The organism is Bradyrhizobium sp. Arg816 (assembly GCF_029989365.1).
Lineage (GTDB): Bacteria > Pseudomonadota > Alphaproteobacteria > Rhizobiales > Xanthobacteraceae > Bradyrhizobium.
The window spans coordinates 111,211-137,617 of the sequence record NZ_JAPRAQ010000005.1 but is presented as its reverse complement, the minus strand read 5'-3'; the positions used below and the strand labels follow the sequence as shown (position 1 = coordinate 137,617).

Genomic DNA, 26,407 nt, shown 5'->3' with positions numbered 1-26,407 from the left:
GAAATGGCGCCGCCGTGCTGACCTAGGTGCAGCCGAGGCGGAGCCCGTGGCTCAGTACTGCGGCTCGTACATCTGGGACTGGACCAGGCCCTTCACGTCGTTGGGAGCGGGTCCCTCGGCGAGACCGCGCTGGTAGGCGACGTCTGCCACCGCAACGGCGATGCGGGCCGAAACCTCGCGAATGCGAGGGAGTGCCGGATAAAGGCTGCCCTGCGCGAGGTCCTCCTTGCCAACGCAATCGGCGAGCGTATGGGCGGCCGCCATGAACATCTCGTCCGTCACCAGGCGCGAGCCGCTGGCGATGACGCCGAGGCCGACGCCGGGGAAGATGTAGGAGTTGTTACCCTGGCGCGGCACGAAGCTGCGGCCGTTGAGCGTCACCGGATCATAGGGACTGCCGCAGGCGAACAGTGCGCGGCCCTCGGTATAGCGGTAGGCATCCTCGGCCGAGCATTCGGCCTTCGAAGTCGGGTTGGAGAGCGCGAACACGATCGGCTGCTCGTTGAGCGCGGCCATCGCCTTGAGCACCTCGGGCGTGAAGGCGCCGCCGACCGCGGCGACACCGATGATCGCCGTCGGCTTCAGCGTCTTGATCGCGGTGAGGAAATCGGCGATCGGCGCCTGGCCGGCATGGGCATAGCGCAGCTTATGGCCAGAAAGGCCGTCACGGCCGCCGACGACGAGGCCGCGCGAATCCACCAGCCAGTTGCGCCGCAGAGCTTCCGCCTCGGAAATCCCCTCCGCCATCATGGCGGAGACGACGAGATCGGCGATGCCGGTTGCCGCCTCGCCCGCACCGAGGAACAGGATGCGCTGATCCCTGAGCTTGCCGCCATTGACGCGCAACGCCGAGAACAGGCCAGCGAGCGCCACGGCCGCGGTGCCCTGGATGTCGTCGTTGAAGACGCAGGCCTCGTCCCGATATTTGTGCAGCAGCTTGAACGCCGAGTGATTGGCGAAATCCTCGAACTGGATCAGCACGCCCGGAAACGTCGTTCGCGCAGCCTGCATGAACTCGTCGACGAAGCTGTCATAGACCTCGCCGGTGAGCCGCCGCTCGCGCAAGCCGATATAATAGGGATCGTTCAAGAGCTCTTCGTTGTTGGTGCCGACGTCGAGCACGATCGGCAGGCAATGCTCGGGATGCACGCCGGCGCAGGCGGAATAGAGTGAGAGCTTTCCGACCGGGATGCCCATGCCGTTGGCGCCGAGATCGCCCAGCCCGAGGATGCGTTCGCCATCGGTCACGACGATCAGCTTGGCCGGATAGGGCCAGTTCTCCAGGATCTCGGCGATCTGGCCGCGATCGCGCGATGAGATGAACATGCCGCGCGGCCGCTGGAAGATCAGGCCGTATTTCTGGCAGGCGAGCCCGACCGTCGGCGTGTAGATGATCGGCTGGATCTCGTCGATATTGTCGACGACGACACGGAAGAACAGCGCCTCGTTGCGGTCATGCAGCGCATTCAGCGCGACGTATTTTTCAAGATCCGTCGGCAGCGTGCGCAGATTGGTCAGCACGCGCTCGACCTGGGTCTCCATCGTCAGCACGCAGGGCGGCAGCAGGCCGCGCAGGCCGAGCGAATCGCGCTCCGCTTCCGTGAAGGCGGTGCCCTTGTTGAGCAAGGGATCGCGCAGCAGCGTCATGCCGTGCGCGGGGTCGGATGATGTCGAATGGGCGCTGACCCGAGCAGGTCTATTCACGAATTCCCCCAGGGAGTTTCTTATTGAAGGGCAAGCATTGTCGGCCAGCGCTCACCCGAGATCAAGGACGTAGAGACTCAAGGCACGATTGTGATCTCGCACCGCAGCGAGATTTCGCGAAAAGCCCGCATTTGCGCGCGAGACGAGGGTAACGCAGCAGGACTATTCGGGCTTGATGTCGGCGGCCTTCACGATCGGCCACCATTTCTCGGTCTCCGCCTTCTGGAATGCGCCGAGCGCCGTAGGCGATTGCTGGTCGGCAGGTGGAATCTCCTGCCCCAATTCGGCGAAACGCTGCTTGACAAAGGGATCGGCAAGCACGGCGACGATGGCCGCGTTAAGCCGTGTGACGATCTCCTGCGGCGTGTTCTTCGGTGCCCAGATGCCGTGCCAGTAGGAGATGTAGAGGCCGGGCAGGCCCGCCTCGTCGACGGTCGGGATGTCGGGCGCGGAGGCGAGCCGCGTCGGCGAAGTCACCGCAAACGCCTTGATCGCGCCGTTCTTGTATTGCGGCAGCGAGTTCGAGGCCTGGTCGAACATGATGTCGATCTGGCCTGCGACGAGATCGATCATGGCGGGTCCGGCGCCGCGATATGGCACGAACTGGAAATCGGTGCCCGTCTTCTCCTTAAAGAAGACTCCTGCAACATGCGCGCCCGTGCCGGCACCAGCCGTGCCGGCAGTCGCCTTGCCGGGGCTGGCCTTCAGCCACGCAATCATCTCTTTCAGATTGTTGGCCTCGAGCGACTTCCGGCCGACGATGAGCTGCGTTCCCATCGCGATCGTCGCGACCGGCTCGAAATCGGCGATCACATCATAGGGCAGCTTCAAGATCGCGCCGTTCAGCACATGCGTGCCCCAATGGCCGATCGTGATCGTCGTGCCGTCAGGCGTCGCGCGCGCGACGCGGGCGCCCGCAATGCTGCCGGAGGCACCGGCCACGTTCTCGACCACGACGGTCGCGTGTAGCTGACCGGCGATCCGCTCGGACAGGATCCGCGCCAGCGTGTCGGTCGGGCCGCCGGCCGCGAACGGCACCACGAGGGTGATGGGGCGCGACGGGAACGGCTGGGCGCCGCCCGGCGCGGTCCACGCCGCGCATCCGATCAACGCGCAAATGATGATCACATGACCGCGTAGTCCGGCCCACAGCCCCTGCATTCCATCCACCTTTTTCATCGCCCGCATGTTGTCAGCGGGCTGGGGCCGGAGTGAACGCTGCCGTGCGGGCAGAGGCAAGCTGGAAATGATGCCGAGCGCTAACCAGCCGCCCGCCGCGGGGCCAGATTGGCGGCGCCATCAGCCGGCGGCGCGATCTGCATCAGGATGGTCTGGACCGGGGATGCGACCTCGATGCCGTTCTGCTGGAAGCGCAGCTTCATGCGGCGGTTGAATTCGCGCTGCACCGGCCAGCGGCCCGCCTCCGTGCAGCGGATCTGGCCGACGATCGACACCATGGCACCATCGACCTTGTCGATGCCCCACAGTTCGAGGTCGCCGCGAATGGCAGCGCGAAACTCCGGCTCGCGGCGCATCTCCTCGACGATGTCCTTGAGGATCTGACCGGCGCGGTCGGTGTCTTCCTTATAGGAGACATTGACGCTGACGGACGCATTGCCGGCGCCGCGGCTGGCATTGGTGATGGTCGTCACCGCGCTGAAGGGCACGATGTGCACCGCGCCGTCGCCTGCGCGCAGACGGATGGTGCGGATCGAGACGTTCTCGACCACGCCGGAGAGCCCCGAGACGCTGACGTTATCGCCGACCTGGACCGTATTTTCCAGCAGCAGGAACAGGCCGGTGATGAGATCCTGCACCAGTTTCTGTGAGCCGAAACCGATGGCAATGCCGACGATGCCGGCGCCGGCCAGCAGCGGCGCGACGTTGACGCCGATCTCGCTCAACGCGGTGAGGCCGACGACGGTGGCGATCAGGCAGAGCAGCGCCGTTCGCAGCATCGGCTGGAAGGTGCGCAGGCGCGCCGCGCGGGCGTAGTGCCCGTCGCGTGACAGCGTATTGATCTGGCGGTCCAGCAGCGCGTTGCTGGCTTCCCAGATGGCGGCAGCAATGAACACAGCGATGCCGATGGTCGCCACCGCCGAAATCAGCCGGCTGCCGATCTGACCGCCATAGAACCAGACGATGGCGTCGACGCCCCAGACTTCGAGCACGGCCACGAAGCCGATGAACGCGATCACGCTGGATACGATCTTGCGCAGCAGCGGTAGATAGCGGTTGGCGCGGATCTCGAGGCCCGGAAAGCGCTGGAGGATCTCCGGCTTGATGCGGAAGCCGCGGTCGATCAGGCTCAGCGTCACCATGATGGCGACGCGCGTGATCAGCGCCACCACGACGGTGCCGACGAAATATTGCAGCAGCAGCGAATAGCCATTGCGAATGTTGAGCGCCCACACCGCCCACAGCGCGAGGTCGAGCGCGATGGCGAGATAGTGCCAGCCGCCGGCAATGCGGTTGCGCAGGCGCGCCGCGATCCCCTGCCGCTCCGCCGGCGCGCGGATGGCCTCGGCGACCTGGCGGCGGCATTGCAGGATGATGACGACGACGAAGAGATGCACGACCAGCAACACCATGCGCAGCAGCGCCGCATAGCCGGCACGATGCAGGCCGAGCAGCAGCGCAACATTGGCGAAGGCGATGCCGGAGACGCCGACGCCCACGATGCGCCGCGCCCAGATCTCGATATAGGCCGCGGTTTCTGCCCGAACCGGAACGAGGCCAAACGGCCCCGCCAGCGCCCGGACGACGCAGATGAGCCCGCGCGAGAAGGCGTAGGCATTGACGACGGCGAGGATCACGAGGCGGACGGTTGCGGGATCGCCGATCTCCGTGCCGAGCAGTGCGGTTGCGACACCGATGAAAACGAACACGGGGAGCAGCTCGAGCAGGAGACGCCCGAGCACGAAGGGCAGCCGCAACAGCAATTGCCAGACACGTGCGAGACTGTGGCGGCGCTTGTGCAGTTCGGGCGCGGGCGTGACATCGGCGACCGATGACGGCGGATCGGCGATGGGCAGCACCTGCGCCGGCAGGCGCGCGGTTTGGGGTACGCGTCCTTCCAGGAAGGCGACCGGACGCCGGATCGCGCGGAAGATCACCCACTCTGCCGCAATGGCGCAGCCGAGCACCAGCGCGAGCTTCCACGCGATCTCGATCAGGAGGTTGTAGGCGGCGGGATCGTTGGCGGTCCGTACGATCCAGTAATAGAAGGCGGGGAAATGCGTCAGCGTCCGCGCCACGTCGGCGATCTGGCGCGAGATCTCGCCGATCTCTTCCGACACCGTGAGCAGGAGCTGTGCGCCAAGGCCGTCGGCCGAGAGCGGGATCGGCGATTTCTGCTCGGGCGCGGCGGGCACGGGCTGCTGCTGACCGGGCGCATTCGCGATCACGCGCAGCGTATCGATCATCTGCGCGCGTTTTTTGTCGTCCTGGAGCGTCTCCAGCGCACGCTTGGCTTGCTCCGGCGACAGGGCGGCAGCACTGTTGGCGGCCGGCGGCTCGGCGCGGACGGTGGAAAGAGACGAGATCGCGATGAAGAGAGCGGCGAGGAGCGCCGGGGCAAGCTTGTGCGACACGAGGATTCCCTGGAAAAGTGCATGCGCCGGCGGAGTCGGGACTGTCGCCGCCGAAGCACTGCATCATGTCGGATCGACGCTATTCGCCCCGGCGCTGTGTCGGAAGTTGGCCAACGAGGCGACATTCTCTTGGCATTTGCCGCAGTGCAGGAACGGGAACCGTCGGCTCCGCGCGTCCGAACATCAGCCGATGTGCGATGCGCACAACAAAACCCTCCCGTCATTCCGGGAGTCGGCCCGGAATGACGGCGAGGAGGAGGAGAAAGCAGGATGTCAAAGCGCCTGTCATGGCGGCCGCATCACGGCCATCCGACACGATCGGTGTGATGCAAAATACAGGCGCCGGGAAGGTAGGGGCTTTGCCTCACTGATGCAGCCCGCTAAACCTTGACCCGGCGTGCCGTTCGCGGTTTCTGCCGCTATGCGATAATCCGAACGAGCTCCATCGCACTTAACGCGGCTGGATCTGCGGAGGTGGACTCATAGACCTCCCCTTGCTCTGAGGTGGACGCGTCGCTTGTTTGCGACCAACACCATGCTCCTCCCGTGACATAAGACTGTCAAGCAGGATCAATGGTGCCGGTATCACATTTGCGGACGTGTTCCCTCCCACCGAGACAGATTGGTCGCAATGGATCAGGGAATAAATTCCCTCCTGCCGCGTTTGTGTCAGAGAGTCCATTCGCCTTTCGCATTCCATCCTTTTCCAGAAAGCCAGACATGAAAGCATTACTTTGCATCGCCGCTGTCGCGGCCCTCCTGACTGGATCAGCCTTCGCGCAGACCCCGCCGCAGACCTCGACCAAGAAGGTCGACGGCACCGAGAACGTCTACGTCTTCCGCTATGGCGGTCATCAGTCGATGTTCATCGTGACGCCGCAGGGCGTGATCGCGACCGACCCGATCTCGTATTTGCGTCCGGCAAAGCCCTATATCGACGCCATCAAGGCCGTCACCGACAAGCCGATCAAATACGTCATTTACAGCCACCACCATTACGACCACATCGCCGGCGGCCAGCCTTTCAAGGATCTCGGCGCGACCTTCATCGCGCATCGGCGGACCAAGGAGCGCCTGCTCGAGCTGAAGAAGCAGAATGCGCTGCTCGCCGATGTCGTGATGCCGGACCAGGTGATCGACGACAAAAAGAGCATCACCCTCGGCGGCACCACGCTGGAGCTGAACTATGTCGGCCGCAACCATTCCGACAATTCGCTGGTGATGCGGCTGCCGAAGGAGAAGATCGTCTTCGTCGTCGACTTCGCGCCGATCGAGTCGGTGCAGTTCCGCAACATCCCCGACAATGCGTCGCCGTTGGAATATATCGCCTCGCTGAAGAAGCTGGCGTCGCTCGACTGGGACCGGATGATCCCCGGCCATCCCTATGCCGGCGGGCGCCTCGGCACCAAGAAGGACGTCGAGGACGACATCGCCTACATGGAAGATCTGTCCGCAGAGGTAAAGAAGGCCGCCGATGCCGGCAAATGCTTCGACACCGCGATGAAGGAAGTGAAGCTGCCGAAATACGAGAAATGGGCGAATTACGAGACCGCCCTTCCCGCCAATGTCGAGCGCTTCTGCTACTGGTGGGGCCGCGGGTATTGAGACCGATTCTTCCCCTCTCCCCGTTCTTACGGGGAGAGGGTCAGGGTGAGGGGCTGCTTCCGCAAAAATAGTGACGGTCGAACTCGCGGAGACTCCCCCTCACCCGGAATCCGCGCTGCGCGCGCATTCCGGCTTCTCTCCGCAAGCGGGGAGAGGCGAAGAAAATTCACCGCTTCCCGCTCCCCTTCCCCTCCCGCTCCAGCGCCTTGCGCACCTCGTCGAATTCGCCAAGCGAGGCCTTGTCGGCGCGGGGAAAGCGCAGGTCGAGCTTTTCGAGCGCCGCGACGATCGCCGAGCCGATCACGACGCGGGCAAACCATTTGTGGTCGGCCGGCACGACATACCAGGGCGCATGCGACGTCGCCGTATGCCGGACGATGTCCTGATAGACCGCCTGGTAGCGCGGCCACAGCGCGCGCTCCTTGATGTCGTCCATCGAGAATTTCCACTGCTTGGCCGGTTCCTCGAGCCGCTCAAGGAAGCGCTCGCGCTGCTCCTCCTTGGATAGATTGAGGAAGAATTTCAGAACCACCGTGCCGTTGCGGCTGAGATGGCGCTCGAAGGCGGAGATGTCCTCGAACCGCTCCTTCCAGATGTTCTTGGTGACGAGTCTTTGCGGCAGCTTCTGCCTGGCGAGAATCTCCGGGTGCACCCGCGTGACCAGGCACTCCTCGTAATGGGAGCGGTTGAAGATGCCGATATGGCCGCGCTCGGGCAGCGCGATCGCGTGGCGCCAGAGGAAATCGTGATCGAGCTCCTTGGTGCTCGGCGCCTTGAAAGCATGGACCTCGCAACCCTGCGGGTTGATGCCCTCGAAGATCGCCTTGATCGCAGAATCCTTGCCGGCGGCGTCCATGGCCTGGAGCACGATCAGCACCGACCAGCGGTCCTGAGCGTAGAGCTTCTCTTGAAACTCGATCATCCGCTTCTTGTTGGCGTCGAGAATCTCCTGCGCCTTCTCCTTGTCGAGATCGCCCTTCTCGTTGGTCTTGTAATCCTTGAGGTGAAACTTGCCCGATCCGTCGTAACGGAACGGCGTGATGTAGCGGTCAAGTTCCTGGGCGAGCGATTTGGACGGCTTCTTGCTCATGAGCGCGGGGCACCTTGCGTTGCGGCTTCAATCGGTCGAGCAGGCTACCAAGGATGCCCTTGGGAAGGAATATGATGAAAAGGACCAGCAGCACGCCATAGACGAGGTTGTCCCAGCCGACCGCCTTGGTGCCGAAGCCGATACGCAGGGTTTCCGCCAGCAGAATGGTGATGACAGCGCCAAAGGTCGGGCCGAGCGAGACGAACAGGCCGCCGACGATGGCCGCGAACACCATCTGGAGCGACACCGCGATGCCGCTGACGGTGTCTGGGGTGATGAACATCTGGTACTGGCAGTAGATTGCGCCGGCCAGCGCCGTCATCACCGCACTGAGCAGCGTGATTTTCAGCTTCTCCGCGGTGACATCGACACCGGCGGCGGCCGCGGCATCCTCGTCCTCCGAGATCGCCTCCAGCGCATAGCGAGCCATGCTGCGGTCGACCCAGTGCCAGACCACGATGCCGAAAAGCCAGACCCCGAGCGCGATCAGATACCAGGTCGTCTTGTCGTCGAATTGCAGCGCCAGCAGCTTGTTGCCCGAGGCCCGATTTGGCGTATAGCCGAGCGAGCCGCCGGTGTAGTCGCGCGTCGCCGTGATGACCTGGAGCACGATGCCTGATAGCGCCAGCGTCACCAGCACGAAATAATGTCCGGTGATGCGGAAGCGGAAGCAGGGATAGCCGACGATCAGCGCCAGCGCACCCGCCGCAACCATGCTGATGGGAATACCGATCCAGGGCGACCAGCCCAGATGATTCCACAGCAGCGCGGTGACGTAGGCGCCGATCCCCATGAAGCCGCCATGGCCGAGCGAGACGAGGCCGAACCGTCCCATCATCGACCAGGACGTGTAGGCGAACGACCAGATCAGGATCAGCACCAGAATGTGCAGATGATAGGGGTCGCGATAGAGGAAGGGCAGCGCGACCAGCGCCGCCAGCCCCACCGCCCACGCCGCAAGCCGGCCCTGCCCGATCATCGGCGCCTCGCAAGCAGGCCCGCGGGCCGGATGAACATCATGACGATGAAGAAGGCGAAGGCGAGCACGTAACCCCATTCGAGATCGGAGAACAGGCCGCCGAGCGAGATGATCTCGGCGAACACGAAGGCGGCGATGAAGCCGCCGATGAAATTGCCGAGCCCCCCGAGCACGCAGATCAGGAAGGTGATCGGTCCGAAGGAGAGGCCGACGAAGGGATGCACGTCGTATTGCAGCACCAGCAGGCAAGCGGCGAGCCCAGCCAGCGCGCCGCCGAGCGCGGAGGTGATGAGATACATTCTCTTCGTGTCGACGCCCATCAGCGCCATGATCTGCCGATCCTGGGAGATGGCGCGGATCGCGGTGCCGGTGAAGGTGCGGGTCATGAACAGGTACACTGCGACCATGCCGACCAGCGCGGCCAGAAAAGACAGCAGCCGCGCGTAGCTGAAATTCATGTCGCCGAAGGCGAGCACCGGCAGGCGGATGCCGAGATTGCGGAAGTCGATGCCGAAGGCGACGGTGGCAAAGCTCTGGAGCACGAACAGCACCCCGCCTGTCGCAAGCAGCTGGTTGATCGGCGGCGCGGTGAGCAGCGGCGCGATCACGAGGTAGTGCAGCGCGGCGCCGAGGATCGCGACGAGCAAAATGGTGAACGGCGCTGCGATGAAGTAGCTGAGGCCGTAATACTGCACGATGAAATACATGGCGTACATGCCGATCATCACCAGCTCCGCGTAGCAGATCCAGGTCACGTCGATGACGCCAAAGATCAAATTGAGCCCGAGCGCGAGCAGTGCCAGCACGCCGCCGAGCAGGATGCCGTTGATCACGGCCTCCAGCAGGTAGATGTCGAATATGTCCAGGAACGCCTGCATGCCCATCACACCCCGAGATAAGCTTCCTTGACCGTGTCACTCGCCAGCATCTCGGCCGAGGTGCCGGATGCCCGGATCGTGCCCGCCTCGATCAGATAGGCGCGATCAACCACTTTCAGCACCTGCTGCACGTTCTGCTCGACGATCAGCACCGTCAGGCCGCGGGCGCGGATCCGCTTCACCAGCTCGAACACTTGCTGCACCACGACCGGCGCCAGCCCCGCCGACGGCTCGTCGAGCAGCAGAAGTTTTGGATTCGACATCAGCGCGCGGCCGATCGCGCACATCTGCTGCTCGCCGCCGGACATGGTGCCGGCCATCTGGTGGCGGCGCTCCTTCAGGCGCGGAAACAGGTCGAACACGACATCCAGCCGCTCGGCATAGTGGCCGCGCGCCTCCTTCATGAAGGCGCCCATCTTGAGATTGTCGTCGACCGTGAGCTGCGGAAACAGCCGCCGGTTCTCCGGCACATGCGCGATGCCGAGGCTGACGATCTTGTGCGGCGGCGTCGCCACGACGTCGACGCCCTCCATCCTGATCGACCCGCGCGTGGGACGGATCAGGCCGGAGATGACGCGCATCAGGGTGGTCTTGCCGGCGCCGTTCGGACCGATGACGCCGACGGCCTCGCCCGCCCTCACGTCGAGATCGACGTCGAACAGCGCCTGGAACGTGCCGTAACCCGCGCTGACCGAACGAAGCTCCAGCATCGTCTAGCCTCCCGAGCGGCGGCGCGCTTCCGCCGCCGCGGCCTGCGTGGTCTCGGCATCAGTGCCGAGATAGACCTCGATGACGCGCGGGTCGCCGGCAACCGCGCTGGGCAACCCTTCCGAGATCTTCTCGCCGTGATCGAGCACCATCACGCGGTCGACGACGCGCATCAGCACACCCATGATGTGCTCGACCCAGATGATGGTGATGCCGAGCTCGTCGCGGATGTTGCGCAGCATGTCGGCCGCCTGGTCCATCTCGGTCTCGTCGAGACCACCGAGGCTCTCGTCGGCAAGCAGCAGTTTTGGCGCGGTGGCGAGCGCCTTCGCCAATTCGAGCTTCTTCAGGCCGGCTGCGCCCAGGCCATCGACGCTGGCATGGCGATCGGTCGGCAAGCCCACCATCGCAAGTGACCGCTCGGCCGCCTCCTCCGCCCTGGCACGACTGTGGCGGCCCTGGCCGTAGAAGCCGGCCAGGGCGACATTCTCGAAGATTGTCAGGCGTCGGAACGGCCGCGGAATCTGGAAGGTGCGGCCGATGCCGCTGTTGATGATCCGGTGCGGCGCAAGCCCTGCGATCTCGGCGCCGCCGAACAGGATCGAGCCGGATGTCGGCGCCAGCGTGCCGGAGAGCATGTTGAAGATCGTGCTCTTGCCCGAGCCGTTGGGGCCGATCAGACCGAGGATCTCGCCCTGATCGACCCGAAACGACACGTTGTTGACGGCGGTGAAGCCACCAAACCGCTTCACCAGCCCGCTGACTTCCAGCACCGCCCTGCTCCGCCGCTACTGGTTGCTGTAGGTGGTGCCCTTCGGCAGCGGCAGCACAGCCTCGCGCTGCGCCTGACTCTTGGGCCACACCACAGAGGATTTGTCGTCGATGTACTGGATCACGACTGGGAACGAGCGCTCGTTCTGCCCGGCCATCGGCGTGCCCTCGCCGTAGAACTTGACGCCGAAGCCGAGCATCGTGCCGCCTTCGGGGATGTCGGTGTCGAGCGCGGCCTTGCGCAGCGCGTCGGGATCGACGCCGCCATACTTCTTGATCGCGCGCGGCAGCACATCACTCATGAACACGTAAGTGTTGGACGCGCCGATGCCGACATGCGCCGAGCGGATGGCAACGCCGGGCCTGATCTTGTCGAACTCCTCGCCGACCATCTTGATGACGGGCGGGAGCTTCGGATCCATGGTCTTCTGGTTGGCGAGCCAGATCGAGATCGGGTCGGTGTTGAAGATGTAGGTGGCGTCAGCCCCCATCCCCTCTTTCAGCTTCTCGTAGACGCCGTAGCCGGCGCCATGGCCCATGAGCGCTCCGAACTTCAACCCCTGCTCGCGGGCCTGGCGCAGCAGCAGCGTGATATCAGGGTTGTAGCCGGTGTGGAAAATGACATCGGGCTTGGCACGCTTCAGCTTGGTCACCAGCGCGGAGAGATCGGGCGCCGTCGCCGAATAGCCCTCCTTCATCACGACGTTGAAGCCCGCCTTCTTCGCGCCGGCCTCGTTGCCCCTGGAGACGTCGACGCCATAGGCGCCATCCTCGTGGATGATGGCGACGCGCAGGTCCTTCGGCTCCTTGTCGAACTTCGCCTTGGCATTCTGCGCGATGAAATCCATCGTCATCATGCCGAACTGGTCGCCGCTCGCCTGCGGGCGGAAAACGTATTTGTAGCCCTTGTCGTTGAACACGGCCGACGAGATGCAGGTCGTCATCCACATGAACTTCTTGAGCTGCTCGACACGGGCGGCGACCGGCACGCATTGCGCCGAGGAGAAGAAGCCGAGCACCATGTCCACCTTCTCCTGCTCGAGCAGGCGGACGGATTCGTTGATGGCGATGTCGGGTTTGCTCTGCGCGTCGGCATAGACCGCCTCGATCTTGTAGCCCTCGACGCCGGTCTTGGCGAAATGGTCGAGAATAATTTTTGCGCCGATATAGCCGAGCTCAGATCCACCGCCCGCGAGAGGCCCGGTCAGGTCGAAAACAACGCCGATCTTGATCTTCTTCTCTTGAGCCTGAGCCGAAGCCATCAAGCCCGTCGCTGATATCGCGACCAACAGCCCACGTACCAAGCGGGCAGCCATGCGCAGGCGCATCAAAACCTCCCTGGACGATTGTGCATCGCATTCTTGTTGCTTTTGCTTTTTGGCCCATCACATGGGCTGGGCGCAGCGATGTCAAGCCTCGCGCTTCAGCGCGACGCGAACTGCTGCTCGACGAAGGCCGTGACAAATCGCGGCATGGACGGCGTGAGATCGCTCATCCCGCGCACGAGATGAATGGCCGACAACTCCGGATCGGCTTCGCGGGCGAGATTGGCCTCGATCCGGGCCTGGGCCACGTCGCCCGGCATGTCCAGGTTGATGATCTGAATCATTGCAATCGACGGACCGGTGACGACGCAGTGCCAGTCCGGCTGGGTCCGGTAGTCGGCCGCTGTCAAGCCGGTCTCTTCCCCGAGTTCGCGGATGACACTGCCAGGAATGTCGAGCGCGCCGTCACTGACGTCGTCCAGATCGGGCGTGCCCGAGGGGAAATAGATGCGCCCCGCATTGGCGGTGTGCTGCGCCATCTCGCCCATGATGAAGGCACCATCCGAGGCGCGCAGCGCGCCCATGCCAAAACCGTTGAACACGGCCTTGTCGGGAAAGCCCCAGTCGCGCCAGGCGAGGAAGCTCGCGAAATCCGTCTCGAAATAGGTCGCGGCGAGATGGCCGTCCGTGAACACGGCATCGCGCCCGAGCAGGACGCGGCCGTTCCACATCTTCGGCCGCTCGCGCTGCTTCTCGGCGAAATGCGCCGCAATTTCGGCGCGGCGTTCCTCCGCAAACGGCCAGGCGATCGGCCGCACGGCAAGATCAAGCGTCGTGACGCGATGAATGACCAGTGACGTCATGACACCTGATTACAATGCCTTCGCGTCAGTTATTTGGCGTTCCCCGTGGTCTTCTTGGCCTGATCGACGTATTTGTTGGTAAAGGTCTTGCTGACGTCTATCTTGGCGGCGGCCACCTCCGGCGAGCCGACGCTGAACACCGCGAGCACTGCGTCCGCGCCCTTCGGGTCCATCTTGCCGGTTTCGGAGAACATCGGGATCGTGTTCTTCAGCGCGGCGAGATAGAGCTCCTTGTTCTTGCCGACCATCTCGTCCGGCATCTTCGCCATGATCTCCTCGGGCGAATGCGAATGGATCCAGCCGATCGTGGCCAGCATTGCGTTGGTGAGCGCCTGCGTTTCCTTCTCGTGGCCGTTGATCCAGGCCACGGTCGAGTACAGCGCGCCGCCCGGATATTCGCCGCCGAACGTCTCGAGCGTGTCCTTCTGGGTGCGGGTGTCGCTGAGGATGCGCAGATCCTTGTGGCTGCCCTGGAGCACGGTGACCGAGGGATCGAGCATCACGGCGGCGTCAATCTGCCCCTGCTCCATCGCGGCCACGGCGGTGGCGCCGAGGCCGACGCCGATCACGGCGGTGCCGGCGGGATCGAGCCCGTTCTTTTTCAGGAGATATTTGAGGAAGAAGTCGGTGGAGGAGCCGGGCGCGCTGACGCCGACCTTCTTGCCGGCGAGATCCTTGACCGACTTGATGTCATTGGTGCGCGAGGGCGCGACCACCAGCACGAGGCCGGGATAGCGGTCATAGACCACGAAGGCCTGAAGCTCCTGCTTCTTGGCGGCGAGGTTGACGCAATGGTCGAAATAGCCGGAGACCACGTCGGCGCTGCCTCCGAGCACGGCCTTGAGCGCGTCCGAGCCGCCCTTGAGGTCCACCAGCTCGACATTGAGGCCCGCCTTCTCGTATTCGCCGAGCTGCTTGGCCAGCACCGTCGGCAGATAGCACAGGCAGGCGCCGCCGCCGACCGCGATGGTCACCTTGCTTTGCGCAGCGGCAAGACCGGTGGTGAGCGTCAGCGCGAGCAGCGCGCCGGCGAGCCTGGCAATCGTGTTCTTCATTGGTTTCCTCCGTTCGGCTGGCGGCACCATAGAGCAGCGGGACTGGCTTGAGAAGCACCGCTTAAGTGGCACTGGCCATTGGCCTTTCGGCGCAATAACATGCTCAGACAAGAACAATTCTTGATGGGGAGGATCATCCATGAATCGCCTTGCAATCGGCCTGTCGATCGCCGCCGCCTTTGCCGCCGGATGCGGCGCGAACCAGCTGCTCCGGCCGGCGCTGGCAGCCGAGAACGTCACCGCACAGATCATCCACACCGGCGAGATGGAAGGCGACGCACTCGGCCCCGCCAACAATGTCGGCTACCGTTCCAAGATGTTCGCCAGCGCCGACGGCGCCACCATCTCGATCCAGGTCGGCAATGTGCCCAAGCACTTGCATCCCAACACCAACGAGATCCAGTACATCCTGGACGGGACCGGGACGATCTGGCTCGGCGACAAGGAGGTGACGGTGAAAGCCGGCGACCTCGTCATCATCCCGAAGGGCACCCCGCATGGCGGCACCAAGCCGATCAGCGGACAGGTCAAGGCGATCGCGATCAAGACGCCGCCGCAGGCACCCGACGACACCAAGCTGCTGGACTGAGATCGCTCGACCGGGCTGCGATTGACTATTCGGGCTCGCGCCGATGCGCGGGCCCGTTTTCGTTAATCCCGGCGTTAGATCGGGCGCGTCTGCTTCCGGATCTCGTTCGCGATCGGCTTGAGGGTGTCTCCCGGAAGCTGGCCGACGAGCGTGTAACCCATGCCGCCATCCGCCCACACGAAGCCCGCGACATCGCCGGTCGATTGCGGCATCATCGGCGTATCCAGATTGCGGTTGCTCATCGGACGCGTCAGCACGACAAGCCGGTCGCCGTGATCGTCATCGTACATGAACATCGCGGCCGGGCCGTGCGACGTCGCAACCAGGCGACCGCCCATCAGCCGATAGCCTGAGACAGAGAGGTCCGGCACCTTGACCGGCTGTTTCAGCCGATTAGAGACCCATCGCGTAAGCTCTGCACTTTCGGACGCGCGTATCTCGACCGGCCGCACGCGGTCCGGTGCGTAAACGCCATACGAATAGGCCGCCTCCTGTGCCAGTGCAGACAGTCCGCTCGAGCCCTCCTGCAAGACGCTACGCATGGTCCATCCGCCGAGACCGCCGATGCCGAGAAGCAACATCGCAGCGATCGCCCACCACGCCCGCATGGGAGACCGCCTCCGGCTCTCGATGATGTGCGACAGATTCAACTCGGCCGGCAACGGCTCGTCGGCGATCGACGCAAACGTCCCGCGCAGCTGCTCGCGCTGGGTGGCGAAGGCCGCAACGCGCGCGGCGACATCCTGATGATCGTCCAGATAGGATGCGACCTCCGCGCGCCGCTCAGGCTCGAGCGCCTGGTCGACATAGGCGTGGAGATCATCCTCGGTGATCGGCCGCCGGTTCATTTCACGCCCCGCAATGCCACGACGTTCCCTGGAGCCACGCCCTCCATCTCCTGCAATAGCCTCTCCCGCGCGCGCGACAGCCGCGACATCACGGTCCCGACCGGGATCTTCAGCACTCCCGCGGCGTCCGCGTAGGATAGATCCTCAACTGCAACAAGCAACAACACGGCACGCTGCTCTTCCGGCAATCTCGTAATCTTTTTCAGGACGTCCTGATAGATCAGCCTGTGCTCCTGCGCGGCGGCACTGACAAGCTCACGCTCGCCCGCATCGTCGATCGGCATGTGCCTGCCTCGCGCCGTTGCCTGGCGGAATTGCGTGACCGCCAGATTGTGGAGGATGCTGAACAGCCAGGCGCGTACACTGCCGTCGCGCCGCTGATGCCAATGGCTGACCGCACGTTCCAGGCAATCCTGAACCAGATCATCGGCAGCCGCGCGATCGCGCAAAAGCGCGCGCGCGTAGCGGCGGAGCGCGGGGATAAGCGGCTCGACCTGAACCAGCATGTCCTTCACGAGGCGCTCCACCTGCCCTTTGCCGACGTCGGACGGCGCGTCATTGCGCCTCGATCTGGACCGCCTCACCGGGCATCGCCGCGTCACCGGCCGCAATCACCAGGTACCGCCTTGCTTCGGCTGCAGACTTGTCGACGATCTGCCGGATCGGACCGACCACATTGACTATGGCAGATCCAGCCGGGTTGGTCATGAACGCCGCCAGCGGTTGCAACGGGCCACTTCCGTCGCCATGCTCCGCCAGAGCCAGCACATATTTCTGTGTGGGCTGAAGTCCCGTCACCGAAGCCTGCAAGATCTGAATCAGACCCTGATCGAACAGCGACACGCTGGTCGGCGCCGTGCCGTCCTTTGCGCGGTCCTTCGACGCAAGCGTGAGATGAGCGACCTGCCCGGCGACGCCGAGTGCCTGCAAATTCCGGCGGTCATCGGGGTCAGGCGCGGCATTTGGAACATACGCGATCGCCTGCGGTGCCTGGCCGATCGGAACGTTCCCGACCACTTTATTGGTCGCCGTGTCGATGGCCGCGAGCGCGTCGCCGTTCTCCAGCCCCACATAGATGCGCGTGCCGTCGCCGGACGGCCAGACGCCGTGCGGCAGATTGCCGACCGGGATCGTCGCGACCTGCGAGAAATCGTCGGTGCGGAACACTTTTACCTCGTTCAGGCCACCGATGGTGACGTAGGCGAACGTGCCCCTGGCGGTGTGCGCGAAGTTGACGTGGTTGGTGATCGGCCCGGTATCGATCGTCTTGATCGCGTTGAACGGAGGCCTGGCGTTGAACACCTGTGTCCGGCCAGTGTCCTTCAGGGTGAACCATACCTGGTCCCCATCCGGCGATGCCGCGATGTTTGGGCAGAATGGGCTCTCCTGCTTCACCGTGGCGATGATCTTGTGCTCGGCCACCGCGACGACGTCGGTCTCGGGATTGAACGACGAGCAGATGTAGCCGTATTTGCCGTCGGGTGAGAAAATCTGCATGCCCGGCCCGTTCGGGGTCGTGATGCGGGTCTTCTCCTTGAAGCTGATCGGATCGATGACGGAGATGTAGTTCTCGCCGCGAACGGTGACCCACACTTCCTTGCCGTCCGGCGTAAAGAACGCCTCGTGCGGCGATCGTCCGACGTAAGTGATATGCTTGACCGCGTTGGTCGCGGTGTCGATGAAGCTCACCGAATTCGAGCCGATCGATACCACGGCGAGCGTCTTGTGATCGGGCGAGAAGCCCATGCCGTGCACGAGCACCTGCCCCTTGTAGAGCGGGCTGAAATTGCCGGGCTGCGGGTCGCCCAGCCGGATCACGCCAAGCAGCTTGTTGTCGACGGGATCGGTGACCGAGACCGTATTCGAGAACTGCTCTGCGGCGTAGACGCGGTCGTGATGGCTCACCGGAATATCGCGGGCGGACAGCGCGCCCGGCGCCTGCCCTGCCCACGCGACCGAACCCGTCGCAAGCATGGTGGCCGCCAGGAAAATGCTCTTCATCATGGTGCTTTGTGACGTGGTCATCTGCGACTCCTACTTCTTCATTCCCGTGGACATATCCATCTGCATGCCCGGGTGATGATGAACGGTTGTGTTGGGAGCAGTGGGCGGTTGGGTCGGGGCGGGCGTGGTGTCTGTCGCCGGTTCGCCGATCGCGAGCTTCATGGCCGCGATCTCCTGCATCTGGTCGACGATGATTTCCTGGGCGATGCGCCGCAGCTGCTCGTTCTTGCCGTAACGCAACTCGATCACCGCCATGTCGATCGCGCCCTGATGATGCGGGCTCATCATCGCGACGAAGTCGCGATCGATGTCGCCGGTCGGCTTGGCCGCCATGTCGTTCATCATCTTGGTCATCGCCGCTTCGTTTTCTTCCAGAAACGCACGCTCCTCCGTGCTCACCGTGGCCGGCGGGGCGGCCGGATGGGCTTCATGCGCGAACACGAGCGGCGGGAGTGCGAACGCGACCAGAATGCGCGCGGCAAGGAACGCCGTGCCGAGGCCGGGTCTGGGCCATCGGCATCTGCTTGCAAGCGCCGCTACGGCGCGGCGAAACCGTGAGGGGGGCATCCTGAACTCCCATGCAGGTGGTTGCATGGGGGTATGACGCGTGGCCGCACGTTCTATTCCGCGCGGTCAATCACATAAACGTCAGCAGGCAAACGAGGCGGCCTACCCGCGCCCGTCCACGGTCGGCCGCCAGACCAGCAGCCTGCGCTCAACCAGCGTCACCCCGAAGTCGATCAGGATGACGAAGGCCGACAACACGAACATGCCGGCGAACACGCCGGCGACGTCGAAGATGCCTTCGGCCTGCTGGATCAGATAGCCGAGCCCCGCCGCCGAGCCCAGATATTCGCCGACGACCGCGCCGACCACGGCGAAGCCGACCGAGGTGTGCAGCGACGAGAACATCCACGACAGCGCCGACGGCCAATAGACGTGCCGCATCAATTGCCCCTCGCTCATGCCGAGCATGCGGCCATTGTCGAGCACGGTGCGGCTGACTTCCTTGACGCCCTGATAGACGTTGAAGAACACGATGAAGAACACCAGCGTCACGCCGAGCGCGACCTTGGACCAGATGCCGAGGCCCAGCCACAGCGCGAAGATCGGCGCGAGCACGACGCGGGGCAGCGCGTTGACCATCTTGACGTAAGGATCGAACACCGCGGCAACCAATGGCTGGCGCGCGAACCAGAAGCCGACCAGCACGCCGCCGAGCGATCCGATCACGAACGCCAGGATAGATTCCGTCAACGTGATTCCGAGATGCTTCCAGATCACGCCGGACGAGAACCATTTGACGATCTGGCTGAACACATCGACCGGGTTGGAGAAGAAGAACGGCGGCAACAGGATTTTTCCGAACACCGGCACGGTCGCAAAGAGCTGCCACAGTGCGAGGCAGACGACGGCGACCAGGACCTGCAGCGCCAGCAGCGTCACGCGCGACATCAGATCGCCTCCGCCGCTTGGGTCGATTGCGCGTAGCCCTTCATCACCTCGTCCTTGAGCACGCTCCAGATCTCGCGGTGGAGCGCATGGAACTCCTTGTCCAGCCGCACCTCGAAAATATCGCGCGGGCGCGGCAAGCTCACGCGCCAGTCGCCGATGATGCGCGAGGACGGCCCCGCCGACATGATCACGACGCGATCGGCGAGCGCGATCGCCTCTTCGAGATCATGGGTCACGAACAGCACGGCCTTGCGGTCGGCATTCCAGAGGTCGAGCAGCAGATTGCCCATGACCTGGCGGGTCTGCGCATCGAGCGGCCCGAACGGCTCGTCCATCAGGAGTATCTTTGGGTCGCGGATCAGCACCTGCGCCAACGCCACGCGCTTGCGCTGGCCGCCGGAGAGCATATGCGGATAGCGGTTGGCGAAAGCCCCGAGGCCGACGGAGGTCAGCCATTTTTGCGCGCGTTGCAGCGCTTCGGCGCGGGGCGTGCCCGCGATCTCGAGCCCGATCGCGACATTGTCGAGCGCGGTCTTCCAGGGGAACAGCGCATCGGCCTGGAACAGGTAGCCGGCGTCCCGGTTCAGCCCCGCGAGCGGCCGGCCGAATATCTTGATGCTGCCGGCGGCGGGCTTGAGCAGGCCGGCCGCGACATTGAGCAGCGTCGATTTCCCGCAGCCGGTCGGCCCGACGATGGCGACGAACTCGCCCTGCGCGACCGAAAGGTGCGCCTTCTCCACCGCCGTATAGACCCGGTCGTCCCCCAGCCGGAACGCGACCTTGGCGTCTTCCAGCGCCACTGCCGTGGGCGTCGTCATGTGTTCCCTCCGAACTTGGCCCGATGCCTTAGCCGCTCACGCGACCAAGTTCAATCGAGCCGCCAAGCGTGCTACGCATGGGCTCCGTCGCCTCCTTCACCCTCCCCTGGAGGGGGAGGGTCGGTGCGCATGAAGCGAAGCGGAATGCGGACCGGGGTGGGGTGACGGTCCCTCCACGTCCAACACCGCCCGTGTTGAGAGATCACCCCACCCCGCCCGCGCTTCGCGCGAGCGACCCTCCCCCTCCAGGGGAGGGTAAGGAAGAGTGAGCCCGCCCGATGCCTTCCAGGCCGATGATTGGCTATTCCCACGTCAGCAAGAACTTCGGCGCCCTCAAGGCCGTCGACGACGTGTCGCTCGACATCGCCGAGGGCGAATTTCTGGCCATCGTCGGCGGCTCCGGCTCGGGCAAGACCACGCTGCTGCGGCTCGCCAACCGGCTGATCGAGGCCGATGGCGGCACGATCACGGTCGAGGGCGAGGACGTGCAAACCGTCGATCCGGTCGCGCTGCGGCGTCGGATCGGCTACGTCTTCCAGAGCGGCGGACTGTTTCCGCATCTGAGCGTCGCCGACAATATCGGAATCACGCCAAGGCTGCTGGGCGCACCGGCAGCGGACATCACCGCGCGGGTCGACGAGCTGCTCGAGCTCGTGCAACTCGACCGTCGCGCGCATCGCGACCGCCTGCCCGAGGCGCTCTCCGGCGGCCAGCGCCAGCGCGTCGGGGTGGCGCGGGCGCTCGCGGCACGGCCCCGCATCGTGCTGATGGACGAGCCGTTCGGCGCGCTCGATCCCCTCACCCGCGATGCGCTCGGCGAGGATTTTCGCGAGCTGCATCGCAAGCTCGGCCTGACCACGGTCATGATCACCCATGACATGACGGAGGCGATCCTGCTCGCCGACCGCATCGCGGTGATGCGCGGCGGACAGCTGCTGGCGCAAGGCACGCCCGCGGAACTCTCCACGAGCGGCGACGCCTATGTGCTGGAGCTGCTGCGCACGCCGCGGCGCCAGGTCGAGCGGCTGAACGCGCTGCTGCCACAGAGCGGTGCGGCATGAGCCTGTTCGCCGATCCACGCTGGGGCGAGGCGCTGTCGCATCTGCCCGACTATCTCGGCAACCATGTGCGGGTCAGCCTCGCCGCGCTCGCGCTTGGCCTCGCCATCAGCCTGCCGCTGGCGATCCTGACGCGCAACCGCCCGGCGCCGCGCGCTGTCCTGCTCGCGCTCGCAAGCATCGTGCAGACGGTGCCCGGCTTGGCGCTGCTCGCGCTGTTCTATCCACTGCTGCTGCTAGCTGCCTCGGTCACGCTGGCCTGGTTCGGAATCTCCTTCTCCGCTTTCGGCTTCCTGCCGGCGATGCTGGCGCTCGCGCTCTACTCGATGCTGCCGGTACTGCGCAACGGCATCACGGGCCTCAACGGCATCGATCCCGCGCTGATCGAAGCCGCCAAAGGCGTCGGCATGACCGCGCGGCAGTCGCTCATCATGGTCGAGCTGCCGCTGGCGCTTCCGGTGATGATGGCCGGCATCCGGACCGCGGCGGTGTGGGTGATCGGCACCGCGACCCTGTCAACGCCGATCGGGCAGACCAGCCTCGGCAATTACATTTTTGCCGGGCTTCAGACCCAGAACTGGGTGTTCGTGCTGTTCGGCTGCTTTGCCTCGGCCCTGCTCGCGCTCGCCGTCGATCAGCTGCTCGGCCTGATCGAGAGCGGCTTGCGCCAGCGGAGCCGCCTGCCTGCCGCGCTCGGCGGCATCGGGATCGCGGCGCTGGTCCTCGCAACGCTGGTGCCGACGATGGGGCGCTCGTCGCAGAGCTATGTCGTCGGGGCCAAGACATTCGCCGAGCAATATGTGCTGTCCGCCCTGCTGAGGGACCGCCTCCAGGCCGCCGGCCTCTCCGCGACCGCGCGGTCGGGTCTCGGCTCCAGCGTGATCTTCGAGGCGCTCAAGGCCGGCGACATCGATCTCTATGTCGATTATTCCGGTACGCTGTGGGCCAACCAGCTGCATCGCACCGACATCAAGCCGCGCGCGGAGTTGTTGGCGGAGCTCAAGACAGCGCTCGCGAAGGACCATATCACCCTGCTTGGCGAGCTCGGCTTCGAGAACGCCTATGCGCTGGTGATGCCGAAGAAGCGCGCCGAAGCGCTCGGCATCCGCTCCATCGCCGATCTCGCCGCGCATGCACCGACGCTGTCCATCGCCGGCGACTACGAGTTCTTCTCGCGCCCCGAATGGGCGGCGCTGCAAAAATCCTATGGCCTCTCGTTCCGCGCCCAGCGCCAGATGCAGCCGGATTTCATGTACGCGGCCGTCGCCAGCGGCGAGGTCGACGTGATCGCCGGCTACACCAGCGACGGGCTGATTGCAAAATACGATCTCCTCGTGCTCGACGATCCCAGGCACGCGATCCCGCCCTACGACGCGATCCTGCTGCTGGCGCCGAAGCGGGCCGGCGATGAGCGGCTCAAGACGGCGCTGCTACCGCTGCTCGGCAAGGTCGATATCGCCACGATGCGGGAAGCGAATTTACGTGCTGCCGGCAATGATGCGAATTCGTCGCCGGATGCGGTTGCGAAGTGGCTGTGGGAGAAGGTGGGCAAGCGGTAGGCCCGGATTTCGTAGGGTGGGCAAAGGCGCGTAAGCGCCGTGCCCACCGTCTCTCAACACGCGCAACGGGATGGTGGGCACGCTTCGCTTTGCCCACCCTACGATCTGGGTCTGCGTTGCGATCAGCGCTACAGCCCCCGGATGATCCCGGCATTGATCAGCAGCCGGTTGAGCCGCCGCGCCTCGGCGCCGTCCTTGCAACCGTAGAAGATGCCTTTGCAGCGGAGCATGATCTCCTTCTGCGCTGCAAAGGAGGGATCGAGCGGAATGCCGGCGGCCTCCTGAATCACCAGCGGGAGATAGGGGCCGTCGACCGTGTCCATCACGGCCTCGCTCTTCACCGGCTCGAAATTGATGACGTCGATCGCGTAATAGGTCGCATAGAGACGCGGATCGTAAGCGTCGAGCTTCTTGCCGAGCGCGCCCTCGTCAAGCCCGGGCTCGAGGAGGTTCGGCGCAAACTCGGGCTGGTGATCGCCGTAGCGCACGATCAGGAAGGGCTCACCGGGAAAATTCTTCTTCAGGCCCGCGACAAACGCTCTGTACTGCTCGGCGCTCATCGCCTGCCGGCGCAGATATTCGTCGATGGATGCCACATCATTGCCCGGCGCGCGCCAGTTCGGCAGCAGATCGGGGCGGAAGCGCGTCTCCCAGGGGAAATGATTGGCGCCGAGATAGATGAAGGTGAACAGCGGCTTGTTCGGCGGCTGCTGGCCTATCAGCTGGAGCGCCTTGTCGTAGAAAAAAGAGTCCGGCTCGACGTCCTTGGCGCCGAGATCCTTCGAGTCGAGGAAGCGTTCGACGCCGGTCGTCACCTGAAAGCTGCGCGCGCCCATGAAGCCGCCATAGGCGGGATAGAGCGATAGCGTGTCATAGCCGCAGCGGCGCAGCGCCAGCGGCAGGCCGCGCTCGACGCGGTTTGAGGCGATGCGCGTCACGAAATAGGCGAAGCGGCCGAACGAGCGCGAGGAGAGGCCAGCGAGCACGTTGTATTCGGTGAACCAGCTCGGCCCGCCATTGCTCTCGGCCAGGAACGTGCGCTGCTTGCCGTCCCAGGATTTGAAATGATCGCCATAGCGCGGTGGCACCTTGATGCCCTGGGCGGCGCGAATGTCGAAGCTCGATTCATCATGGACCATGATGATGTTCGGCCGCCGGCCGGCGGGGTGGCAGGCATCCACCAGCGGCATGTTGAGCCGCTCGTTGGTCGATGCCGCCGACTCCATGAAACCGTATTGCGCGAAGTCGGAAACCGCGCTGACGCCGGAGCGGAAGAATTTCGAGAGATAGCCGTCGTCGTAATAGCCGCGCCAGGCTTCATCAGGATGATAGAGCGAATAGCCGACCAGCACAGAGAGGCAGGCAAGCATAAAGGCGAGCGCCGGCAGGCGGCGGATGCGAAACGGATCGAGCCACCACAGCGCATACATCAGCGGCAGCGTGACGAGGCCAGTCCCGATCACCGACCAGCGCAAATTCGGGAAGATCGTGAACAGGAACGCCACGGTGTCGCGGTCGATCATCATCAGGTCGATGAAGTTGACCGTCATCTGCACGACGTCGTGCTTGAGCCGCGACAGCAGCACCAGCACGACGACCATGGTCAGCGACAGCGCGCCCGACAGTGCCGGCCGCCGCAAGAGCGTGATCCAGAAGAAATTGAGGATGCCCCAGGCGAGAGCGAAGGACAGCCGCGACCCGAAATCCGTCTCGGTCTCGTACATCAGCGCGAGGGCGGCAAGATGCGGCGCGGCAACCGCAAGCAGGCGCCAGATGCCGAGCGCAGCAACGCTCGCCAGCACGGCGGTGGTGGCAGAAGGACCTGGATTGGGCACGGACGCCATTACGGCACGCAACAGCTGGTCCGGCGCAATGAATACCCAGCTGTCGGCCAGCCTGCGGCGTTCGGCGCAGCCGGAAGCCTGCACCGTGTCATAAAACTGTAATTGAATGGTCACGGACAAGCAACGCATGTCGCGGTCCGACCTTCGCTTAATGTTAGCAGGCGGCGAACAGCCGCACGGCCAACTCGATCCCCTCACCCTGAGGAGCCTGCGAAGCAGGCGTCTCGAAGGGCGAGGCCCGAGTGCGCCTGCATGGTTCTCGCGGCGAAGCGAAGCATCGTCCGCAGACGGCGCTACGCGCCTCCTCACCACGAGGGTCCGGCAGATCAGGCGCCGCGCGTCGGCTTGGCAATCCCCGCGATGAACAGGTCGATCACCCCTTCCGCCATCCGCTCGGTTTCGCCCTCCTCCACCCCCCAGCGCGGAAAGTGGCCGTCGAGATTCATCCGGGCAAAGCCGTAGACCAGGGCGCGGCCGGCGATCTGGATGCGCTTGAGGTCGGCCGACCGCAACAGGCCCTGCTCCGCCGCGTCAGCCAGCATCCGTTCGGTCAGAGCGATCAGCTCGGCATTGTCGCGCGTCAGCTCCGCGGAGCTGCCATGAGCAAAATAGCGTCCAGTCGAGATGATCTCGAAATGAGCGGGGTTGCGCATCGCCCAGCGCAGGTAAGCGAGGCCAAAGGCGCGGAAGCGGGCCAGTGGGTCGGCGGCCGGCGCCTGGTTCAGCGCCACCTCGATCTCGGCACGAAAGCGCCGCTGCGCCTCCCCGGCCACCGCCGCCATCAGCGCGTCGCGGTTGGGGAAGTGCCGGAACGGCGCCCCCGGCGAAACCGCGGCCCGGCGCGCGGCCTCGCGCACCGAGACTTCGGCACCCTCTGCCGCCAGTTGCAACGCAGCATCGATCAGCACGCGGCGGAGGTCGCCGTGATGATAGGGGCGGGCCTCGGAAGTTTGGCGACGCGCGCGCGGCTTGGACGGCTGTCGGGCAGGCATGGCGCTTCCTAGCATCACTCGAACGTGAATGTAAGCATCGATTACACCGTTGACGATTTCGCTAGCCTGAAATGTAATCGATGATTACATAAGGGAGGAGATCGCCATGTCACAACGTCAAAGCTGGTTCGAGGGCTGGCGGCTGCTCGCCGTTCTCTTCCTGAGTCTGATCGCGCTCAGCCTGTGGATCGCGTCGATGCGGCAGTTCGAGGTCGAGGGTGTGCGGATGGTGATCCGTTTCACGGCGCGAAGCTCGCTGCTGCTGTTCTGTCTTGCCTTCAGTGCCGCGGCGCTCGCACGGCTGTGGCCGAACGCCTGGACCCGCTGGCAGCGCCGCAACCGCCGCTATCTGGGCCTGAGCTTTGCGGCCTCCCACGCCATCCACGCGGTCGCGATCGTTGCCTTCGCCAAAATGGACCCGGCCGGCTTTGCGGAGACCACCTCGGCCGCCTCCTACATCTTCGGCGGCATCGGCTATGCGTTCATCATCGCCATGAGCGCGACCTCGTTCGACCGCACCGCCGCGCTGCTCGGGCCGCAGGCCTGGCGCGTGCTGCACCTCGTGGGCGGCTACTATCTCTGGTTCCAGTTCATGGTGTCGTTCGGCAAGCGCGTGCCGGCGATGCCGCTCCATGCCGCCTTCCTCATTCCGCTGCTCGCCGTGATGGCGCTGCGGCTGATTGCGATGGCCGCCCAACCCCGCCGACGGACGGCCGAAGCGAGCTGAAC

24 protein-coding genes are annotated in these 26,407 nt (G+C 64.6%); 5 read left to right on the top strand and 19 right to left on the bottom strand.

What is annotated here, in order from left to right:
- Positions 1 to 51: 51 nt before the first annotated feature.
- From OWC48_RS14690 to OWC48_RS14680, 3 genes are all read right to left on the bottom strand, one after another.
- The gene (locus OWC48_RS14690; RefSeq protein ID WP_282520633.1) at positions 52 to 1,704 is read right to left on the bottom strand and encodes an NAD-dependent malic enzyme; all 1,653 of its coding nucleotides are present in this window, start codon (positions 1,702 to 1,704) and stop codon (positions 52 to 54) included.
- Between the two features lie 162 nt (positions 1,705 to 1,866).
- The gene (locus OWC48_RS14685; RefSeq protein WP_282520632.1) at positions 1,867 to 2,865 is read right to left on the bottom strand and encodes a tripartite tricarboxylate transporter substrate-binding protein; all 999 of its coding nucleotides are present in this window, start codon (positions 2,863 to 2,865) and stop codon (positions 1,867 to 1,869) included.
- Positions 2,866 to 2,963: 98 nt separating this feature from the next.
- Positions 2,964 to 5,297 (bottom strand): mechanosensitive ion channel domain-containing protein, encoded by a 2,334-nt coding sequence (locus OWC48_RS14680; protein ID WP_282520631.1) that lies wholly within the window; start codon positions 5,295 to 5,297, stop codon positions 2,964 to 2,966.
- Positions 5,298 to 6,017: 720 nt separating this feature from the next.
- Between OWC48_RS14680 and OWC48_RS14675 the strand changes: the two genes are divergently transcribed.
- A complete protein-coding gene (locus tag OWC48_RS14675; protein WP_282520630.1) occupies positions 6,018 to 6,902 on the top strand; it encodes an MBL fold metallo-hydrolase in 885 nt (294 codons plus the stop codon).
- A 166-nt stretch (positions 6,903 to 7,068) separates the two neighbouring features.
- Here the strand turns inward: OWC48_RS14675 and OWC48_RS14670 are convergent, their stop codons facing one another.
- From OWC48_RS14670 to OWC48_RS14635, 8 genes are all read right to left on the bottom strand, one after another.
- A complete protein-coding gene (locus OWC48_RS14670; protein WP_282520629.1) occupies positions 7,069 to 7,992 on the bottom strand; it encodes a polyphosphate kinase 2 family protein in 924 nt (307 codons plus the stop codon).
- Complete coding sequence (locus OWC48_RS14665) at positions 7,952 to 8,971, bottom strand: branched-chain amino acid ABC transporter permease (RefSeq protein WP_282520628.1); 1,020 nt, start codon at positions 8,969 to 8,971, stop codon at positions 7,952 to 7,954. Before OWC48_RS14665 ends, OWC48_RS14670 begins: the two co-directional genes overlap by 41 nt.
- Entirely contained in the window at positions 8,968 to 9,849 is an 882-nt protein-coding gene (locus OWC48_RS14660; RefSeq protein WP_027547894.1) for a branched-chain amino acid ABC transporter permease, read from the bottom strand. The genes OWC48_RS14665 and OWC48_RS14660 overlap by 4 nt, the downstream gene beginning before the upstream one ends.
- 5 nt (positions 9,850 to 9,854) lie before the next feature.
- Positions 9,855 to 10,559 (bottom strand): ABC transporter ATP-binding protein, encoded by a 705-nt coding sequence (locus OWC48_RS14655; protein WP_282520627.1) that lies wholly within the window; start codon positions 10,557 to 10,559, stop codon positions 9,855 to 9,857.
- A 3-nt stretch (positions 10,560 to 10,562) separates the two neighbouring features.
- Positions 10,563 to 11,330 (bottom strand): ABC transporter ATP-binding protein, encoded by a 768-nt coding sequence (locus OWC48_RS14650; RefSeq protein WP_028150401.1) that lies wholly within the window; start codon positions 11,328 to 11,330, stop codon positions 10,563 to 10,565.
- 15 nt (positions 11,331 to 11,345) lie between these two features.
- A complete protein-coding gene (locus tag OWC48_RS14645) occupies positions 11,346 to 12,656 on the bottom strand; it encodes an ABC transporter substrate-binding protein (protein ID WP_282520626.1) in 1,311 nt (436 codons plus the stop codon).
- A gap of 95 nt (positions 12,657 to 12,751) precedes the next feature.
- Positions 12,752 to 13,456, bottom strand: coding sequence for an NUDIX hydrolase (locus OWC48_RS14640; RefSeq protein ID WP_282520625.1), 705 nt, complete (start codon positions 13,454 to 13,456; stop codon positions 12,752 to 12,754).
- A 29-nt stretch (positions 13,457 to 13,485) separates the two neighbouring features.
- Positions 13,486 to 14,511, bottom strand: coding sequence for an ABC transporter substrate-binding protein (locus tag OWC48_RS14635; protein ID WP_282520624.1), 1,026 nt, complete (start codon positions 14,509 to 14,511; stop codon positions 13,486 to 13,488).
- 139 nt (positions 14,512 to 14,650) lie between these two features.
- On the opposite strand from OWC48_RS14635, the gene OWC48_RS14630 reads away from it, so the two are divergent.
- Positions 14,651 to 15,100, top strand: coding sequence for a cupin domain-containing protein (locus tag OWC48_RS14630; RefSeq protein WP_282520623.1), 450 nt, complete (start codon positions 14,651 to 14,653; stop codon positions 15,098 to 15,100).
- A 74-nt stretch (positions 15,101 to 15,174) separates the two neighbouring features.
- Here OWC48_RS14630 and OWC48_RS14625 read toward each other — a convergent pair whose 3' ends face one another.
- The 6 genes from OWC48_RS14625 to OWC48_RS14600 all read right to left on the bottom strand — a co-directional run bounded on the left by OWC48_RS14625 (position 15,175) and on the right by OWC48_RS14600 (position 20,225).
- Entirely contained in the window at positions 15,175 to 15,948 is a 774-nt protein-coding gene (locus OWC48_RS14625; RefSeq protein ID WP_282520622.1) for an anti-sigma factor, read from the bottom strand.
- A complete protein-coding gene (locus tag OWC48_RS14620) occupies positions 15,945 to 16,463 on the bottom strand; it encodes a sigma-70 family RNA polymerase sigma factor (protein ID WP_282520621.1) in 519 nt (172 codons plus the stop codon). The genes OWC48_RS14625 and OWC48_RS14620 overlap by 4 nt, the downstream gene beginning before the upstream one ends.
- Positions 16,464 to 16,503: 40 nt before the next feature.
- Positions 16,504 to 17,973: a YncE family protein gene (locus OWC48_RS14615; protein ID WP_282520620.1), complete on the bottom strand. Its 1,470-nt coding sequence runs from the start codon at positions 17,971 to 17,973 to the stop codon at positions 16,504 to 16,506.
- Between the two features lie 9 nt (positions 17,974 to 17,982).
- Complete coding sequence (locus OWC48_RS14610) at positions 17,983 to 18,519, bottom strand: DUF305 domain-containing protein (RefSeq protein ID WP_282520619.1); 537 nt, start codon at positions 18,517 to 18,519, stop codon at positions 17,983 to 17,985.
- Between the two features lie 102 nt (positions 18,520 to 18,621).
- A complete protein-coding gene (locus tag OWC48_RS14605) occupies positions 18,622 to 19,407 on the bottom strand; it encodes an ABC transporter permease (protein WP_282520618.1) in 786 nt (261 codons plus the stop codon).
- Complete coding sequence (locus tag OWC48_RS14600; RefSeq protein ID WP_282520617.1) at positions 19,407 to 20,225, bottom strand: ABC transporter ATP-binding protein; 819 nt, start codon at positions 20,223 to 20,225, stop codon at positions 19,407 to 19,409. Before OWC48_RS14600 ends, OWC48_RS14605 begins: the two co-directional genes overlap by 1 nt.
- A gap of 278 nt (positions 20,226 to 20,503) precedes the next feature.
- Between OWC48_RS14600 and OWC48_RS14595 the strand changes: the two genes are divergently transcribed.
- Together OWC48_RS14595 and OWC48_RS14590 are read left to right on the top strand one after the other, a co-directional pair.
- On the top strand, positions 20,504 to 21,286 hold the full coding sequence (locus OWC48_RS14595; protein ID WP_282520616.1) for an ABC transporter ATP-binding protein: 783 nt from the start codon (positions 20,504 to 20,506) through the stop codon (positions 21,284 to 21,286).
- Positions 21,283 to 22,842, top strand: a complete 1,560-nt coding sequence (locus tag OWC48_RS14590) for a glycine betaine ABC transporter substrate-binding protein (protein WP_282520615.1) — start codon at positions 21,283 to 21,285, stop codon at positions 22,840 to 22,842. The genes OWC48_RS14595 and OWC48_RS14590 overlap by 4 nt, the downstream gene beginning before the upstream one ends.
- 128 nt (positions 22,843 to 22,970) lie before the next feature.
- On the opposite strand, the gene OWC48_RS14585 is transcribed toward OWC48_RS14590, so the two are convergent.
- The gene (locus OWC48_RS14585) at positions 22,971 to 24,686 is read right to left on the bottom strand and encodes a sulfatase-like hydrolase/transferase (protein ID WP_282520877.1); all 1,716 of its coding nucleotides are present in this window, start codon (positions 24,684 to 24,686) and stop codon (positions 22,971 to 22,973) included.
- 326 nt (positions 24,687 to 25,012) lie between these two features.
- A complete protein-coding gene (locus OWC48_RS14580; protein ID WP_282520614.1) occupies positions 25,013 to 25,678 on the bottom strand; it encodes a TetR/AcrR family transcriptional regulator in 666 nt (221 codons plus the stop codon).
- 106 nt (positions 25,679 to 25,784) lie between these two features.
- Between OWC48_RS14580 and OWC48_RS14575 the strand changes: the two genes are divergently transcribed.
- The gene (locus tag OWC48_RS14575; protein ID WP_282520613.1) at positions 25,785 to 26,405 is read left to right on the top strand and encodes a hypothetical protein; all 621 of its coding nucleotides are present in this window, start codon (positions 25,785 to 25,787) and stop codon (positions 26,403 to 26,405) included.
- The last annotated feature ends 2 nt before the right edge of the window (positions 26,406 to 26,407 follow it).

Excerpts from the sequence above, each read along its gene's own strand:
- OWC48_RS14615 (WP_282520620.1), bottom strand. The coding sequence starts at position 17,973 with ATGACCACGTCACAAAGCACCATGATGAAGAGCATTTTCCTGGCGGCC.
- OWC48_RS14675 (WP_282520630.1), top strand. The coding sequence starts at position 6,018 with ATGAAAGCATTACTTTGCATCGCCGCTGTCGCGGCCCTCCTGACTGGA.
- OWC48_RS14585 (WP_282520877.1), bottom strand. The coding sequence starts at position 24,686 with ATGGCGTCCGTGCCCAATCCAGGTCCTTCTGCCACCACCGCCGTGCTG.
- OWC48_RS14605 (WP_282520618.1), bottom strand. The coding sequence starts at position 19,407 with ATGTCGCGCGTGACGCTGCTGGCGCTGCAGGTCCTGGTCGCCGTCGTC.
- OWC48_RS14630 (WP_282520623.1), top strand. The coding sequence starts at position 14,651 with ATGAATCGCCTTGCAATCGGCCTGTCGATCGCCGCCGCCTTTGCCGCC.
- OWC48_RS14610 (WP_282520619.1), bottom strand. The coding sequence starts at position 18,519 with ATGCCCCCCTCACGGTTTCGCCGCGCCGTAGCGGCGCTTGCAAGCAGA.
- OWC48_RS14595 (WP_282520616.1), top strand. The coding sequence starts at position 20,504 with ATGCCTTCCAGGCCGATGATTGGCTATTCCCACGTCAGCAAGAACTTC.
- OWC48_RS14645 (WP_282520626.1), bottom strand. The coding sequence starts at position 12,656 with ATGCGCCTGCGCATGGCTGCCCGCTTGGTACGTGGGCTGTTGGTCGCG.
- OWC48_RS14600 (WP_282520617.1), bottom strand. The coding sequence starts at position 20,225 with ATGACGACGCCCACGGCAGTGGCGCTGGAAGACGCCAAGGTCGCGTTC.
- OWC48_RS14655 (WP_282520627.1), bottom strand. The coding sequence starts at position 10,559 with ATGCTGGAGCTTCGTTCGGTCAGCGCGGGTTACGGCACGTTCCAGGCG.
- OWC48_RS14670 (WP_282520629.1), bottom strand. The coding sequence starts at position 7,992 with ATGAGCAAGAAGCCGTCCAAATCGCTCGCCCAGGAACTTGACCGCTAC.
- OWC48_RS14580 (WP_282520614.1), bottom strand. The coding sequence starts at position 25,678 with ATGCCTGCCCGACAGCCGTCCAAGCCGCGCGCGCGTCGCCAAACTTCC.
- OWC48_RS14590 (WP_282520615.1), top strand. The coding sequence starts at position 21,283 with ATGAGCCTGTTCGCCGATCCACGCTGGGGCGAGGCGCTGTCGCATCTG.
- OWC48_RS14665 (WP_282520628.1), bottom strand. The coding sequence starts at position 8,971 with ATGATCGGGCAGGGCCGGCTTGCGGCGTGGGCGGTGGGGCTGGCGGCG.
- OWC48_RS14640 (WP_282520625.1), bottom strand. The coding sequence starts at position 13,456 with ATGACGTCACTGGTCATTCATCGCGTCACGACGCTTGATCTTGCCGTG.
- OWC48_RS14575 (WP_282520613.1), top strand. The coding sequence starts at position 25,785 with ATGTCACAACGTCAAAGCTGGTTCGAGGGCTGGCGGCTGCTCGCCGTT.
- OWC48_RS14625 (WP_282520622.1), bottom strand. The coding sequence starts at position 15,948 with ATGAACCGGCGGCCGATCACCGAGGATGATCTCCACGCCTATGTCGAC.
- OWC48_RS14635 (WP_282520624.1), bottom strand. The coding sequence starts at position 14,511 with ATGAAGAACACGATTGCCAGGCTCGCCGGCGCGCTGCTCGCGCTGACG.
- OWC48_RS14660 (WP_027547894.1), bottom strand. The coding sequence starts at position 9,849 with ATGCAGGCGTTCCTGGACATATTCGACATCTACCTGCTGGAGGCCGTG.
- OWC48_RS14685 (WP_282520632.1), bottom strand. The coding sequence starts at position 2,865 with ATGCAGGGGCTGTGGGCCGGACTACGCGGTCATGTGATCATCATTTGC.